The 14,144-nt window shown below is 65.7% G+C and carries 15 protein-coding genes and 1 other RNA gene; 8 read left to right on the top strand and 8 right to left on the bottom strand.

The window, feature by feature from the left end; translation table 11 throughout:
* The 6 genes from C7G41_RS03320 to C7G41_RS03295 all read right to left on the bottom strand — a co-directional run bounded on the left by C7G41_RS03320 (position 1) and on the right by C7G41_RS03295 (position 5,002).
* A complete protein-coding gene (locus C7G41_RS03320; protein ID WP_106941203.1) occupies positions 1-420 on the bottom strand; it encodes an HIT domain-containing protein in 420 nt (139 codons plus the stop codon).
* A gap of 273 nt (positions 421-693) precedes the next feature.
* Entirely contained in the window at positions 694-1,821 is a 1,128-nt protein-coding gene (locus tag C7G41_RS03315; RefSeq protein WP_106941202.1) for a muconate cycloisomerase family protein, read from the bottom strand.
* Positions 1,818-2,573, bottom strand: a complete 756-nt coding sequence (locus C7G41_RS03310; RefSeq protein WP_106941201.1) for an SDR family NAD(P)-dependent oxidoreductase — start codon at positions 2,571-2,573, stop codon at positions 1,818-1,820. The genes C7G41_RS03315 and C7G41_RS03310 overlap by 4 nt, the downstream gene beginning before the upstream one ends.
* The gene (locus C7G41_RS03305) at positions 2,573-3,367 is read right to left on the bottom strand and encodes an amino acid ABC transporter ATP-binding protein (protein WP_106941200.1); all 795 of its coding nucleotides are present in this window, start codon (positions 3,365-3,367) and stop codon (positions 2,573-2,575) included. The genes C7G41_RS03310 and C7G41_RS03305 overlap by 1 nt, the downstream gene beginning before the upstream one ends.
* Positions 3,364-4,026, bottom strand: coding sequence for an amino acid ABC transporter permease (locus C7G41_RS03300; RefSeq protein ID WP_106941199.1), 663 nt, complete (start codon positions 4,024-4,026; stop codon positions 3,364-3,366). Before C7G41_RS03300 ends, C7G41_RS03305 begins: the two co-directional genes overlap by 4 nt.
* 121 nt (positions 4,027-4,147) lie before the next feature.
* Positions 4,148-5,002 (bottom strand): transporter substrate-binding domain-containing protein, encoded by an 855-nt coding sequence (locus C7G41_RS03295; protein ID WP_106941198.1) that lies wholly within the window; start codon positions 5,000-5,002, stop codon positions 4,148-4,150.
* Between the two features lie 193 nt (positions 5,003-5,195).
* On the opposite strand from C7G41_RS03295, the gene ffs reads away from it, so the two are divergent.
* From ffs to C7G41_RS03270, 5 genes are all read left to right on the top strand, one after another.
* An RNA gene (gene ffs / locus C7G41_RS03290) (signal recognition particle sRNA small type) lies at positions 5,196-5,292 on the top strand.
* 94 nt (positions 5,293-5,386) lie between these two features.
* On the top strand, positions 5,387-7,204 hold the full coding sequence (locus C7G41_RS03285) for a DNA polymerase III subunit gamma/tau (RefSeq protein ID WP_106941197.1): 1,818 nt from the start codon (positions 5,387-5,389) through the stop codon (positions 7,202-7,204).
* Between the two features lie 25 nt (positions 7,205-7,229).
* Positions 7,230-7,559, top strand: a complete 330-nt coding sequence (locus tag C7G41_RS03280) for a YbaB/EbfC family nucleoid-associated protein (RefSeq protein WP_007597704.1) — start codon at positions 7,230-7,232, stop codon at positions 7,557-7,559.
* 1 nt (position 7,560) lies between these two features.
* Positions 7,561-8,163: a recombination mediator RecR gene (gene recR, locus C7G41_RS03275; RefSeq protein WP_007604678.1), complete on the top strand. Its 603-nt coding sequence runs from the start codon at positions 7,561-7,563 to the stop codon at positions 8,161-8,163.
* Between the two features lie 26 nt (positions 8,164-8,189).
* Entirely contained in the window at positions 8,190-8,627 is a 438-nt protein-coding gene (locus C7G41_RS03270) for a hypothetical protein (RefSeq protein WP_106941196.1), read from the top strand.
* 125 nt (positions 8,628-8,752) lie between these two features.
* On the opposite strand, the gene C7G41_RS03265 is transcribed toward C7G41_RS03270, so the two are convergent.
* Positions 8,753-10,117 (bottom strand): MFS transporter, encoded by a 1,365-nt coding sequence (locus C7G41_RS03265; protein ID WP_106941195.1) that lies wholly within the window; start codon positions 10,115-10,117, stop codon positions 8,753-8,755.
* Between the two features lie 102 nt (positions 10,118-10,219).
* A complete protein-coding gene (locus tag C7G41_RS03260; protein ID WP_199198102.1) occupies positions 10,220-11,419 on the bottom strand; it encodes a DNA recombination protein RmuC in 1,200 nt (399 codons plus the stop codon).
* Between the two features lie 171 nt (positions 11,420-11,590).
* Here C7G41_RS03260 and def point away from each other — a divergent pair, with 171 nt between their 5' ends.
* The 3 genes from def (at position 11,591) to truA (ending at position 14,019) form a co-directional block, all read left to right on the top strand.
* Complete coding sequence (gene def, locus C7G41_RS03255) at positions 11,591-12,115, top strand: peptide deformylase (RefSeq protein ID WP_106941193.1); 525 nt, start codon at positions 11,591-11,593, stop codon at positions 12,113-12,115.
* Between the two features lie 122 nt (positions 12,116-12,237).
* On the top strand, positions 12,238-13,161 hold the full coding sequence (fmt, locus tag C7G41_RS03250) for a methionyl-tRNA formyltransferase (RefSeq protein WP_106941192.1): 924 nt from the start codon (positions 12,238-12,240) through the stop codon (positions 13,159-13,161).
* A 120-nt stretch (positions 13,162-13,281) separates the two neighbouring features.
* Entirely contained in the window at positions 13,282-14,019 is a 738-nt protein-coding gene (truA, locus tag C7G41_RS03245; RefSeq protein ID WP_199198160.1) for a tRNA pseudouridine(38-40) synthase TruA, read from the top strand.
* Positions 14,020-14,144: the final 125 nt, after the last annotated feature.

Here is a 14,144-nt window from a genome sequence, read left to right as displayed (position 1 = left end):
TCAACCCAGCCAGATCTTGCGGCGAAGCGCGCTGATGAAATTCTGCACCTCCGTGGCGTCGTGCGCTAAGGGCTGCATCACGCCCCAGACCGGCCGCGGCCAGGCGGCGTCACTGGTGCGGCGCGCGATGATGTGGACGTGAAGCTGCGGCACGAGGTTGCCGAGTGCCGCGATGTTGAGCTTGTCGCATCCGGTGATCTCCTTCAGCGCGCGAGAGACGCGGGAGATCTCCGTCATCAATTGCGCCTGCTGCACCTCGTCGAGATCGATGATCTCGACCGTATCCGCGCGCCGCGGCACCAGCAGCAGCCAGGGATAATGCGCGTCCTTGATGACCAGCACCTTGGACAACGGCAAATCGCCGATGTCGATGGTGTCCTCTTTCAGGCGGGAGTGCAGCGACCAGGCGGGATCAGACATGATGGTTTCCGGATGGCCCGATGGGGGTTGGGCGTGGTTCGCCGGACCATACGATACGGAGTTGGCGAGGGGAAGGATAGGAGCCCGCAGGGGCCGCATGCACCGTTGTCGTCCCGGCCTAGTACGCAATTGCGCACGGGGGGCCGGGACCCATACCGCGAGGTCTATCGTTTGCGGTTGGTGCTAATCCCGAACGACCAATCTTCGCAAAACATCCCCCTGTGGTTATGGGTCCGGCCTTCGCCGGGACGACAGCGAATGTGTGGCGACGTCTCACCCCTCCGCCAGCACCCGCGCATTGCCGCGGACCGAGGCTTCGCTCACACGAATGCCGAGGCCGGGGCCGTCGGGCACCACGACGTGGCCGCCGCGATTTGCGACGCGCTCTTCCAGCACGTCCTCGGTCAGCACATGATGCGGCATGTAGAATTCGCAGCCGAGCGAGATCCCCGGCGTCGCCGCGATCAGCTGCGTTCCGGCGGCGAGCCCGATGCCGCCCTCCCACAGCGTGCCGCCATAGCCGGGCAGGCCGGCAATGTCGGCGATCGCCATGATCGCCTGCGCTTCGAACAGGCCGCCGGCCTTCATCAGCTTGATCGAGACGGCATCTGCCGCCTCGCGGCGCACCACCTCCATCATGTCGCGGCGGTCGAAGCAGCTTTCGTCCGCGAGCACCGGCGTTTCCAGCGCCGCCGTGAGCTGCGCCATCACGTCGAGAAATTTGCGCGGCACCGGCTGCTCGATGAAGGTCGGCGCGAACTGCTCGACATCGCGCAGGATCTTGATGGCGCCGAACGGCGCCAGCGCCTGGTTGTAGTCGACGCGAAGGTCGACCTTGTCGCCGAACTCCTTGCGGATCGCCGCGAGATGATCGAGGTCCTCGCGATGCGGCTTCACGCCGGTCTTGACCTTGTAGATGACATTGCCGTCCGGAACCATCTTCCGCATCCGTTCGAGATCGGCGGCGAAATCCGGATCGGCGATCGAGAACGACAGCGGGATCGTGTCGCGTACGCGGCCGCCGAGCAGGTCGGCGACCGAAAGTCCCGACGACTTGCCGACGATGTCGAGCAGCGCCATTTCGACCGCGACCTTGGCCTCGGCATGTCCGACCAGCGCGCGATCGAGCTCGGCCATCAGCGCGCGGATGCGGCGCACCGACTTGCCGAGCACGACTGGCCTCAAATAGATGTCGAGCGCGGAGAAGGCCGCTTCCGGCGTTCCCGTGAACACTTCCCACGGTGCGGCCTCGCCCCAGCCGATCACGCCGTCGCTCGAAGTGAGCTCGATCAGCACGCGCTTCACCGTGCCCTTGACGTTGCCGACGCCCTGGAGGCGCGCCATCTTGATCGGGCTCTCGATCAGGAACAGCCTGATGCGTTCGACGGTCGCTTCGGTCATGTCAGGCCTCCATTGACGTGCCAGACCTGGCCGGTGACGTAGGATGCTTTCGGCGAGGCCAGGAAGGCGATGATCTCGGCGACTTCCTCCGGCCGCCCGCGGCGGCCCATCGGGATCAGCGCCTCGGTCGCGGCGATCTGCTCGGGTGACAGCCGGCTTTCGCTGGGCTTGTCCTTGACGATCAGGCCCGGCGCGACGGCGTTGACGGTGATGTCCTCCTTGGCGAGCTCGACTGCAGTGAGCCGTACCAGCGCTTCGAGCGCGGAGCGGCTCGCGGCCGTCGCCGCGAAGGGCGCGAACTCCGGCCGGATCGCGTGCGCGACGAACGACGACACCGCCACGATCCGCGAATCTCGCCCTGCACGCAGCAACGGGAGCGCGGCGTCCACCAACCGCGTGAACGCCAGCGCCGATTCGTCCATCGCCTTGCGGAACTGATCCGCCGGCGTGCCGATCGCGCTGCCGCGGCGGGCATGGCCGCCGACCAGGATCAATCCATCGAGCCGGCCGAAGGCGCGTTGCGTAGCGGCGACGGCGTCGGTGACCGCGGCCTCCTCGGCGAGATCGCCGAGGCATTTTGCGACGATCGCGCCTTGCGATTCGGCTTCCGCCGCCGTGGCGTCGAGACCGGCTGCGTTGGAGCGCGTGTGCAGCAGCAGCGCAGTGCCGGGCGCTGCGAGCAGCTTTGCGGTGGCGCGGCCGATGCCGCTGGCGGCACCGGTGACGAGATAGACGCGGTCGATATCAGGCATCAGGATTCTGCGTTGGCCGGCGGCAATGCGCCGGTGCGGTGAAAATGGCTCAGGAAGGCGCGCGTCGCCGCTGCTTGCGGATTGTCGATGACCTGCCGTGCCGGGCCTTCCTCGACCACGACGCCGTCCCGCATGAAGATCAGACGGTCGGCGACTTCGCGGGCAAAGGCGATCTCGTGGGTCACGATCACCATGGTCATGCCCTCCGACGCCAGCTGCTGCATGACGTTCAAGACTTCGCCGACAAGCTCGGGATCGAGCGCGGACGTGACCTCGTCGAACAGCATCACGTCCGGCTCCATCGCGAGCGCCCGCGCAATCGCGACGCGCTGCTTCTGTCCGCCGGAGAGCGTTGCCGGATATTGGTCGGCCTTCTCTGCAAGGCCGACCTTGGCGAGTTGGGCCCGCGCCAGTTTCTCGGCGTCAGCCCTGGCCATGCGCCGCACCGTGACCGGTCCCTCCATCACGTTCTGGAGCGTCGTCATGTGCGGGAACAGATTGAAATGCTGAAATACCATGCCGGTGGTGGTGCGGAATTTGGCCAGCGTCTTCACGTCCGGGAGCTTCGTGCCTTCTCCGAACGAAAAGCGCGTGTCGCCGACGCGGACGCTGCCACCGTCGGGCGTCACCAGGAGGTTGATGCAGCGGAGCAGCGTCGACTTGCCTGAGCCGGACGGGCCGATCAGCGCCACGACGCCGCCCTTGGCGACGTCGAGATTGATGTTCTTCAAGACCTCGTTGCTGCCAAAGCTCTTGCGCAGGGCGCGGATCTCGATTTTCGACGTGTCGCTCATTCGCCGACCGCCAGTCGCTTCTCGCCGCGCCGGACCATGATGGTCAGGGGGATCAGGATCGCCGCATAGGCGATCGCGACGGCGGTGTAGGTTTCCAGCGGACGGTAGCTGTCATGGGCGGCGACCTGGCTCTGATAGACCAGATCAGGCACCGCCAGCACCGAGACCAACGAGGTGTTCTTGAACTGGATGATCGACTGATTCATTAGCGCCGGGATCATGCGCTTGATCGCCTGCGGCAGCACGATGCGCCGCATGCTTTGGCCAGGGGTCATGCCGAGCGCGGCGCCGGCTTCGGACTGGCCGCGGTCGATCGAGATGATGCCGCCGCGGATGATCTCCGAATAAAACGAGCCGCCATAGAGCGAGAGCGCCAGCGCCGAGGCCGTGATCGGCGTCATCTCGACACCGGCCAGGATCGGCAGCGCGTAATAGAACCAGATCAGCTGCACCAGGATCGGCGTGCAGCGGAACGCCTCGATGAAGGTGAGCGCGAGAAGGCGCACCGCGCGAAAGCGCGACAGGGTACCGAACGCGCCGAACAGGCCGAAGACGAGGCCAAGCACCACGATGACCACGGTGAAGCCGACGGTGACGCCGAGCCCGTTGAGAAAGAGCCAGCGATAGCTCCAGAGGATGCCGAAGTCCCACTGATACATGCGTGTTTAACTCGTCGTGGGTGCCGTTTGCACCGTCATTCCGGGGCGATGCGAAGCATCGAACCCGGAATCTCGAGATTCCGGGTTCGCCCTTTGGGCGCCCCGGAATGACAGTGGAAGGCTACAGCGAAACGCCCGGCGGAATGTCCGCCTCCGTCACGCCCACCAGCTCCATGTTGGTGATGATCGCGTTGCGGATGAAGCCGAGGCCCTTGTTGAAGTCGATCCAGGTGTTGACGTAGTCGCGCCAGGTCTTGTCGGTCTCGCGGCGGAAGCCGGCATTCGACGTGGTGGCGAAGATCGGCGTCGGGAGCACGAACTGGCCGAGCGAGGGGTTTTTCTTCAGCACGGTCAGCGACAGCATGGTGATCAGGCACTGCGCGTCGACGCGGCCGGTCTGCAGAGCGGCGGTGGCGTCGTCGGCGGTCTTCAGCCGCGAGATCTGCGCCTTCGGCGTCAGGCGGCTGACGACCTGGTCGTGCGACGAGCCCTGGTCGACCGCGATCTTGACGTCGGCCGAGTTCAGCTCGGCCCAGCTCTTCGGCTTGAAGTCCTTCTTGCAGAGGATGCCGAAGGCGTTGTTGAAGACCGGCACCGAGAAGTCGACCACCAGCGCGCGCTTCGGGGTCGGGTTGAGGCCGAAGAAGATGTCGATCTTGTTGGACTGCAGGTCGAGCACCGAATTGCCCCAAGTGGTCTCGGTGATCTCGAGCTCGGCCTCCATGTCCTCGGCAAGCGCCTTGGCGATGTCGACGTAAAATCCCTTCCACTGGCCGGTCGAAAGATCCTTCATGTAATAGGGCGCGCCGCCGCCGACCGCGCCGATCCGCATCTTCTTGGTGCGGCGGATGCGGGCGAAGGTCGATTCGTTGGTATCGGCCGCCTGGGCGAGGGCCGGAGTGGCCAGCGCGCCCGCCGTCGCCGCGCCAATCGCGCCAAGTCCGACAATCGATGCAACATCACGACGTGTAACCATTGGGATCAATCGCTTTTCTGTTGGAAGGAGTTCCGGCAGCGTTCTTACCAAGGCGCCTCCGGCAGTGAAAGCACAGCCTATCGGCTGTGCAGAGCGGGAATTGCCCGGATGCTGGGCAAGCCACTACGAAGCCCAGCCCGTTCAAGCCGATACCCGCTTGCTTTCCGGTCCTTTTGGCCCCAAATAGGGACCGGGAGATTGGCGGTGGACGAGCCACTCGCCAACCGGGTCAGGTCCGGAAGGAAGCAGCCCTAACGAGGTCCGGATCGGGTCGCTCGTCAGTCTCCTACCTGTTTTTCCGGGCGAATTGCGCCGGCGGCTCGGGTCGCCAGCGCGCTCCTTTCCGCAAAGCCGGCCGAAAGACACTTCATTGCGGATCGACCGATGACCGACGCTGGCGCCCCTCCCAACCCTGACAGCGCCGGCCAGGCCAAAACGCCCTACCGGGTGCTGGCGCGGAAATACCGTCCTTCCTCATTCGACGATCTGATCGGCCAGGAGGCCGTGGTCCGCACCGTCTCCAATGCGTTCGAGACCGGCCGCATTCCGCAGGCCTGGATCCTCACCGGCGTCCGCGGGGTCGGCAAGACCACCACTGCGCGCATCCTTGCCCGCGCGCTCAACTACGAGATGCCGGATGGCTCGGTGAAGGGCCCGACGGTCCAGATGCCGACGCTCGGCGTGCATTGCCAGGCGATCATGGAAAGCCGGCACATGGACGTGCTGGAGATGGACGCGGCCTCGCACACCGGCGTCGACGACGTTCGTCAGATCAATGACAGCGTTCGCTACGCGCCGGCCAGCGCCCGCTACAAGGTCTACATCATCGACGAAGTCCACATGCTGTCGACGGCGGCATTCAACGCCTTCCTGAAGACGCTGGAGGAACCGCCGGAGCACGCCAAATTCGTGTTCGCCACGACAGAGATTCGCAAGGTTCCGGTGACCGTGCTGTCGCGCTGCCAGCGTTTCGACCTGCGCCGCGTCGAGGCCGACGTGCTGATGAAGCATCTCGCCAACATCGCGGCCAAGGAAAACGTCGAGATCGAGCCTGAAGCACTCGGCATCATCGCGCGCGCCGCCGAGGGCTCGGTACGCGATTCGCTCTCGCTGCTCGATCAGGCGATCGCGCATGCGGCAGGCACCGTGAAGGCCGACGCCGTCAGGCAGATGCTGGGGCTCGCCGACCGCACCCGCGTCATCGATCTTTTCGATTCGCTGGCGCGTGGCGACATCGCGTCCGCGTTCAGGGAGTTCCGCGACCAGTACGACGTCGGGGCCGATCCAATCGTCGTGCTCTCGGATCTCGCCGAATTCGTCAATTTCGTCACCCGTGTGAAGATCGTGCCGGCGACCGCCGACAACGTCGCCTATGGCGAGACCGAGCGCGTGCGCGCGCGGGATTTCGCCTCGAAGATCTCGATGCGCGTGCTGTCCCGGATGTGGCAGATGCTGCTCAAGGGCATCACCGAGGTGCAGGCCGCGACGCGGCCCGCGGCAGCCGCCGAGATGGTGCTGGTGCGCATCGCCTATGTCGCCGACCTGCCGACGCCGGACGAAGCGCTCAAGATGCTGGAGCAGAACGGCGGCGGTTCGCCGGTCGTGAACGGCGGCAGTGCCGCGCGCAACGCGCCGGCCGGGCCGGTAGCCTCCGCGGCGCCCGTTCGCATGCCGACATCGTCGCCGTCCTCCTTCGGCGGCGGTGGTGCCCGCCCGCAGATGGCAACGCCCGCGCCGGATCCGCAAGCTGCCGCGCCCGTGTTGCGCGTCACGAGCTTCACTCAGCTCGTCGCGCTCGCCGGGCAGAAGCGCGACCTCCTGACCAAGGGCGCGCTCGAAGGCGACATGCGCCTCGTTCGTTTCGAGGAGGGACGGCTCGAAGTCGCGCTCGAGCCCAATGCCTCCAAAACCATGATTTCCGATCTCGCGCGAAAATTCGAGCTCTGGACCGGGCGCCGCTGGACCGTGATCGTCTCCAACGAGCCGGGCCAGCCGACGCTGCGTTCGGTGAGCCAGGCGGCCAAGCAGGAACATGCGCGCACCGCCGAGGCCGATCCGCGCGTGCGCGAGGTGCTGTCGCGGTTTCCGGGTGCGAAGGTCGTCGAGGTCCGAAGGCTTGCCCCCGAGGCGCCGGAATCCGATATTAACGCCGACTACGGCAGTGACGATCCGCCCGACGGTTCCGACGGCGACGATCTCTAGAGCCAATTTTCCAAGGACAACACCGATGGTCGATATTTTCGGCATGATGAAGCAGGCGCAGCAGCTGCAATCCAAGATGCAGGAGATGCAGGACCAGCTCGCCAACGTCGAGGTCGAGGGCATCTCAGGCGGCGGTCTCGTCGCCGTGCGGATGACCGCGAAGATGGACGTCAAGGGCGTCAAGATCGATCCTTCGCTGATGAAGGCGGAAGAGCGCGAGGTGCTCGAGGATCTGTTGGTCACCGCGTTCGGCGAGGCGCGCCGCAAGGCGGAAGCCGCGATGCAGGAGAAGATGCAGTCGCTCACCGGCGGGCTCGGTCTGCCGCCAGGGCTGTCGGGGCTGTTCGGCCAGTAGGATGGGCGCTGTTGCGGGTCCTGAAATCGAGCGGCTGGTCCAGCTTCTCGCGCGGCTGCCGGGCCTCGGCCCGCGCTCGGCGCGGCGCGCCGCGCTGCATCTGATCAAGAAGCGCGAAGCGCTGATGATGCCGCTGTCCTCGGCCATGCAGGTCGCGCTCGAGAAGGTCCAGGTCTGCAAGACCTGCGGCAACATCGACACGCAAAGTCCCTGCACGGTCTGCACCGATCCGAGGCGCGATCCCTCGATCATCGTCGTCGTCGCCGACGTTGCCGATCTCTGGGCGCTGGAGCGGGCCAATGCCACTCAAGGACGCTATCACGTGCTGGGCGCGACATTGTCGCCGCTCGACGGCGTCGGCCCGCAGGACCTCACCATCGAGGCGCTGGTGGCGCGCGCGCATGAGGCGCAGGTGCATGAGGTCATCCTGGCGCTCAATGCCACCGTCGACGGCCAGACCACGGCACATTACATCACCGACCTGCTTCAGGACGCCAACGTAAAAGTAACCCGGCTCGCCCATGGTGTGCCGGTCGGCGGCGAGCTTGATTATCTCGATGAAGGTACGCTATCGGCCGCGATGCGGCAGCGCACCCTGTTCTAGCCATCCAGACTTACGGAACGGACGACATGACGAAACTTTTCGCCACACGATGGGCTTTGGTCGCGACGCTGACGATGCTGGCAACGCCGGCGATCTCCGCGCAGCAGGACGACGGTGCTCCGCCGCCGTCGAAGCCCGGCAAGCCGATCAATGCCGGCGAGGTGCTGTCGGGCGAGCTGAACACGATGAAAGTGCGCGACGTCAAGAACGTCGGCAAGCGGGTTGCGACCTACCAGATCACCTCCGAGCCGCGCCGGCTGCCGCCGCCGAACGGACTGTGCAATCTCGAGACCGGGCCCGAAACCTTCCAGCTCGTTCCCAGCGGCGACGCGCAGGCCGCACAGCTGAAGACGTTCGCCGGCAAGGAGATCTCGGTCAAGGTCGACGAGATCGCCTGCGCCAGCGATCCCGGCCAGATGAGCGAGGCTGTGATCACGAAGTGGAGCCTGATCAAGAAGCAGTAGGGGCGCGGGGCGCTCTGCTCTCCGTCGTCATTGCGAGGAGCTCTTGCGACGAAGCAATCCAGACTGTCGCCGCGGCGGCAGTCTGGATTGCTTCGCTTCGCTCGCAATGACGAGGAGGGGGAGCGTTAAACCCTCACCGGCCCCAGCGCATCGAAATGCCCGCGCTTCTGCAGCCAGGCCAGCAGCACCAGGCTCGGGATCGCCACCAGCATGCAGATCACGAAGAACAGCGGCCAGCCGGTGGTATCCGCCACGAAGCCGGCGCCTGACGAGAGATAGGTCCGCCCCACCGCGGCAAGCGCGGTGAGCAGCGCATACTGCGTCGCCGTGTGCAGCGGGTTCTTGCAGAGCGCCGAAAGATAGGCGACGAAGATCACCGTGCCGATGGCGCTGGTGAAGTTCTCGCAGGTGATGGCGAAAGCGAGCGCCCATTGGCTGGTGCCGATGAAGGCCAGCCAGGAGAAGGAGAGGTTCGCGAGTGCCTGCACCACGCCGCCGATCCAGAGGCTGGTCGCAAGCGAATAGCGCCGCGCGACGAAGCCGCCGGCAAAGCCGCCGATCAGCGTCGCAGCGAGGCCCACGCCCTTGACGATCGCCGCATAGTCGTTGCGGGAGAAGCCAAGGTCGATCACGAACGGCGCGGTCATCGTGCCGGAGAAGGCGTCGGTGAACTTGAACAGGACGACGAAGGCGAGCGCGGCGAGCGCGTCCTTGCGCGTCAGGAATTCCGAAAACGCGCCGATTGCCGCGTGCAGCACGCGCGCGAACGTGGTCTGCGTCTGCGTCGCGGCTTCCGCCCGCACCGACTGCTCGGGCTCGGTCGCGACCAGCGCCGTGATCGTCCCGATCAGCACCATCCCAGCCATCACCACATAGCCCCACATCCAGGCGGACGTGCGGGTGATGCCGGTGCTCTCGAAGCCCGAGACGATGAACAGCGCGCCGGCGGTCGAGACCAGCATGCCGATGCGATAGGCCGCGACATAGGACGCCATGCCGGCGGCCTGCTCGCTCTCCGGCAGGCTCTCGACGCGGAAGGCGTCGACCACGATGTCCTGCGTCGACGAGGCCGTCGCCACCAGCAATGCGCCGAGTGCGACGTAGAACGGCGAGCGCGCGGGATCGGTCAGCGCCAGCAGCAGGATCGCTGCGATCAGCAGCAATTGCGAGAACAGCAGCCAGCCGCGGCGCCGCCCGAACGCGCGCGTGAACAGCGGCACATGCATCGCATCCACCAGCGGCGCCCACAGGAATTTCAGCGTGTAGGGCGTGCCGACCAGCGCAAACAGCCCGATGGTCTTGAGATCGACGCCGGATTCCCGCATCCACACCAGCAGCGTCGAGCCCGACAACGCCAGCGGCAGCCCGGACGAGAAGCCGAGGAACAGCACGATCAGCACCCGCGGTTGCAGGTACACGGCAAGGCTGTCACGCCAGGAGGTGGGAGCCGTGCCGGAGCCGGCAGGGGAGGTCGCGTCGGGTGCGGTCATGGCAGGGTGTTAGCAGATTCTGGGGGCTGCAAGGGAGGTGTCGCTCCTGCCGGGCGACGACAGCGAAGTTGTGGCGGCAGCGTACCGGATCTCAGGAGAGTATCACTCCCCCGCCTGGAGCTTCCTCGGGAACAGTTCGGCAGCGCCGGTCGCTACCAGATGCGGGGCTTCCGGTGCATCAGTCTTGCTGAAATCGAGCTCTTCGATGCGGCCGGCGCGTTTCTCGATCTTGTCGGCGGAGATCAGCACCTGCCGCACGTCCTCGTTGGCGTCGGCAAAATGTTTCTGCAGCTTCAGCACGCGGTCGCGCAGGCGGCCGAGGTCGTCGCCGAGCTTGATCACCTCGGTGCGGATCTGGTCGGCGGCGTCGCGCATGCGCGCGTCCTTCATGATCTGCTGCATCACCTGGATCGCCAGCATCAGCAGCGAAGGCGACACCAGCACGACGCGGGCGCGATACGCCTTCTGAATCACGTCGTCGAAACCGTCGTGGATTTCGGCGTAGACCGATTCCGACGGCACGAACATCAGCGCCATGTCCTGGGTCTCGCCGGCGACGAGATATTTTTCCGCGATGTCGCTGACATGCTTCATCACGTCGCCGCGCAGCCGTTGCGTGGCGATGCGCTTCTCCTCGTCGCTGCGTGCGTCGTGCAGCGCGGTCATCGCTTCCAGCGGAAATTTCGCGTCGATGCAGAGCGGCCGCTGGTCGGGCAGGAACACCACGCAATCGGGCCGCTTGCCGGTCGAAAGCGTGAACTGGAACTCGTAGGCGCCCTTCGGCAGACCGTCCTGGACGATCGCCTCCATCCGCGCCTGTCCAAAGGCGCCGCGCGACTGCTTGTTGGCGAGCACGTCGCGCAGGGTCGTCACCTGCGTCGTGAGGTCGGTGAGGTTCTTGTGCGCGCTGTCGATGATGCCGAGCCGCTCGTGCAGCGCGTGCAGGCTCTCCATGGTGTTGCGGGTCGAGTGCTCCATGGACTGGCCGACGCGGTGGGTCACCGAATCCAGCCGCTCGTTCACCGCGCGCGCCATGTCGGCCTGGCGGCCGGCGAGCGTCTGCGTCATGGCGTCGACCCGGCCCGAAGCCTCGCTCTGGGCGTGCAGCATCTGGCTGATGCGCTCCTCGAGTTCGTCGGCGCGGATGGCGTTGGCCATCGCGAGTTCCGCCCCGCGCCGTCCGGAGCGCGCGATCACGACGGCGATCACCACCATCAGGATGAGGACCAGGGCGCCGAAGCCGATCAGCGCGTCCACGGTGCGCACCGGCCAGTCGCCGAGCATGAAAATGATCTCGTTCATGCCCCTGCTTCTAGCCGATTCGCTCCGCGACACGAACGAATAGCGAACATTTATGGTAAATGGCGCGTTAATTTTTATGGTTAACGAAAGGCGAAGTTTTATGGTTAGCGGAGGGTTAACGAGGTTCCCGGGCGCATTGACCGCATCGGGCGCGCGGATTAAATCGCGGCCATGGCCCTCAGAGAAATCATCATCCTGCCCGACAAGCAGCTGCGTCTGGTCTCCAAGCCGATCGAGAAGGTCACGCCGGAGATCCGCAAGCTTGCCGACGACATGTTCGAGACCATGTACGACGCGCCCGGCATCGGGCTCGCGGCGATCCAGGTCGCGCAGCCGTTGCGGCTGATCACCATGGACCTCGCCAAGCCCGACCAGGACGGCGAGACCAAGCCCGAGCCGCGCGTCTTCATCAACCCGGAAATCATCGCCTCCTCCGAGGACCTGTCGGTCTACGAGGAAGGCTGCCTGTCGATCCCCGAATATTACGAGGAGGTCGAGCGTCCCGCAAAGGTGCGGGTGCGCTACATCGATCTGGACGGCAAGGTGCACGAGGAGGACGCCGAAGGCCTCTACGCCACCTGCATCCAGCACGAGATCGACCATCTCAACGGCGTGCTGTTCGTCGACTATCTGTCGAAGCTCAAGCGCGACCGCGTGCTGAAGAAGTTCGAGAAAGCCGCCAAGCGCGCGGAGTAGGGTATCTGTCATTCCGGGGCGATGCACAGCATCGAACCCGGAATCTCGAGGTTCCGGGTTCGGCTCTTCGAGCCGCCCCGGAATGACCGCCAGTGGATCGCGTTTCTCGCAGGTTTCTCACGATGCCCCTCCGCCTCATCTTCATGGGCACGCCCGATTTCTCCGTGCCGACGCTGCTCGAGCTCGTCGCGCATGGCCACGAGATCGTGGCCGTGTATACGCGCGCGCCGAAGCCTGGCGGCCGGCGTGGCCTGCAATTGCAGCCGACCCCGGTGGAAGAGGCCGCGCGAAAACTCGGCGTGCCCGTGCTGACGCCGAAGACTTTGAAAACGCCGGAGGCGCTGGAAGAATTTCGTGCCTTCGACGCCGATTCCGCTGTCGTCGTCGCCTATGGCATGATCCTGCCGCAGGCGATACTCGATGCGCCAAAACTCGGCTGCTACAATCTGCACGCTTCGCTGCTGCCACGCTGGCGCGGTGCTGCTCCCATCAACCGCGCGATCATGGCCGGCGATGCCGAGAGCGGTGTGATGGTGATGAAGATGGATATCGGGCTGGACACCGGCGACGTCGCCATGGCGGAACGGCTCGCGATCACGGACACCATGACCGCGCTCGATCTGCACGATCGTCTGTCGCGCCTCGGTGCCGATCTGATGGTGCGCGCGATGGCCGCGCTCGATCGCGGCGGGCTTCAGCTCAAGAAGCAGAGCGGGGACGGCGTCACCTATGCCGCCAAGATCGACAAGGCCGAAGCGCGGATCGACTGGACCAGGCCCGCGCGCGAGGTGCTGCGCCATATCCACGGCCTGTCGCCGTTTCCCGGCGCCTGGGCCGAGCTTGAGAATGCGCGGGTAAAGATCCTGCGCTGCGAGCTGGCGAAAGGCACGGGCACACCCGGCGAGGTGCTCGACGATCACCTCACCATCGCCTGCGGGGAGGGCGCGATCCGCCTGATCGAGCTCCAGCGCGAAGGCAAGGCACGCATGCAGGCCGCGGACTTCCTGCGCGGCGTGCCGTTGAAGACCGGCGCCAAATTCACCTGACGCTGTCATACCCCGCGAAGGCGGGGTATCCAGTACGCCGAGGCTTCTCGGTCGAACGGATAGGCTGCGGAGTACTGGATCGCCCGGTCGAGCCGGGCGATGACAGCGAAACTGGACAAGATGCCCCGCTACAAGCTCATCATCGAATATGACGGCGCGCCGTTCTTCGGCTGGCAGGTGCAGGAGACGCTGCCCTCGGTGCAGGGTGCACTGGAGGCGGCGGTGAAAGCGATGACCGGCGCGGATTTGCGGGTGCATGGCGCCGGCCGCACCGATGCCGGCGTGCATGCGCGCGGCCAGGTCGCGCATGTCGATATCGCCAAGCAATTTCCGCCGGGCCGTTTTCGCGACGGCTTGAATGCGCATTTGCGCCCGCATCCGGTGGCGGTGCTCGAGGCGGACATCGTGCCCGAGACGTTCGAGGCGCGCTTCTCGGCCGTGAAGCGCCACTACCGCTACCGCATCGTCAACACCCGCGCCAATCTCGCGCTCGATGCCGGCCACGCCTGGCGCGTGCCGCGCCGGCTCGATGCGGACGCGATGCATGCGGCGGCACAACGCCTGCTCGGCAAGCACGATTTCACCACCTTCCGCGACACCGAGTGCCAGGCCAGGTCGCCGGAGAAGACGCTCGATCAGCTCGACGTGCTGCGGGACGGGCGCGAGATTACGATTCTCACCTCGGCGCGCTCATTCCTGCACAGCCAGGTGCGCTCGATGGTGGGGTCGCTGATGTGGGTCGGCGAAGGCCGCTGGACCGCCGACGATCTCTCCGCAGCGCTCGCCGCGCGCAACCGCGCCGCCTGCGGCATCGTCGCCCCGCCGGACGGGCTGTATCTGATGCAGGTGGATTATTGATGGGGGTGAGGGCGCGCGCGCTCGCTACATCCGCCACTGTCATGCCCCGGCTTGACCGGGGCATCCAGTACGCCGCGGCCTCTCGGCTCAGTCACTGCCGTCTCGGGAATACTGGATCGCCCGAT

Source organism: Bradyrhizobium sp. MOS002, from assembly GCF_003020115.1.
In the GTDB taxonomy this organism is placed as follows: Bacteria; Pseudomonadota; Alphaproteobacteria; order Rhizobiales; family Xanthobacteraceae; genus Bradyrhizobium.
This window is presented reverse-complemented; position numbering and strand designations above follow the sequence as displayed.

What these genes read in the sequence shown, in the direction of transcription:
- C7G41_RS03320 (WP_106941203.1), bottom strand. Translation starts at nt 420, where the DNA reads ATGTCTGATCCCGCCTGGTCGCTGCACTCCCGCCTGAAAGAGGACACC.
- C7G41_RS03315 (WP_106941202.1), bottom strand. Translation starts at nt 1,821, where the DNA reads ATGACCGAAGCGACCGTCGAACGCATCAGGCTGTTCCTGATCGAGAGC.
- C7G41_RS03310 (WP_106941201.1), bottom strand. Translation starts at nt 2,573, where the DNA reads ATGCCTGATATCGACCGCGTCTATCTCGTCACCGGTGCCGCCAGCGGC.
- C7G41_RS03305 (WP_106941200.1), bottom strand. Translation starts at nt 3,367, where the DNA reads ATGAGCGACACGTCGAAAATCGAGATCCGCGCCCTGCGCAAGAGCTTT.
- C7G41_RS03300 (WP_106941199.1), bottom strand. Translation starts at nt 4,026, where the DNA reads ATGTATCAGTGGGACTTCGGCATCCTCTGGAGCTATCGCTGGCTCTTT.
- C7G41_RS03295 (WP_106941198.1), bottom strand. Translation starts at nt 5,002, where the DNA reads ATGGTTACACGTCGTGATGTTGCATCGATTGTCGGACTTGGCGCGATT.
- C7G41_RS03285 (WP_106941197.1), top strand. Translation starts at nt 5,387, where the DNA reads ATGACCGACGCTGGCGCCCCTCCCAACCCTGACAGCGCCGGCCAGGCC.
- C7G41_RS03280 (WP_007597704.1), top strand. Translation starts at nt 7,230, where the DNA reads ATGGTCGATATTTTCGGCATGATGAAGCAGGCGCAGCAGCTGCAATCC.
- recR (WP_007604678.1), top strand. Translation starts at nt 7,561, where the DNA reads ATGGGCGCTGTTGCGGGTCCTGAAATCGAGCGGCTGGTCCAGCTTCTC.
- C7G41_RS03270 (WP_106941196.1), top strand. Translation starts at nt 8,190, where the DNA reads ATGACGAAACTTTTCGCCACACGATGGGCTTTGGTCGCGACGCTGACG.
- C7G41_RS03265 (WP_106941195.1), bottom strand. Translation starts at nt 10,117, where the DNA reads ATGACCGCACCCGACGCGACCTCCCCTGCCGGCTCCGGCACGGCTCCC.
- C7G41_RS03260 (WP_199198102.1), bottom strand. Translation starts at nt 11,419, where the DNA reads ATGAACGAGATCATTTTCATGCTCGGCGACTGGCCGGTGCGCACCGTG.
- def (WP_106941193.1), top strand. Translation starts at nt 11,591, where the DNA reads ATGGCCCTCAGAGAAATCATCATCCTGCCCGACAAGCAGCTGCGTCTG.
- fmt (WP_106941192.1), top strand. Translation starts at nt 12,238, where the DNA reads ATGCCCCTCCGCCTCATCTTCATGGGCACGCCCGATTTCTCCGTGCCG.
- truA (WP_199198160.1), top strand. Translation starts at nt 13,282, where the DNA reads ATGCCCCGCTACAAGCTCATCATCGAATATGACGGCGCGCCGTTCTTC.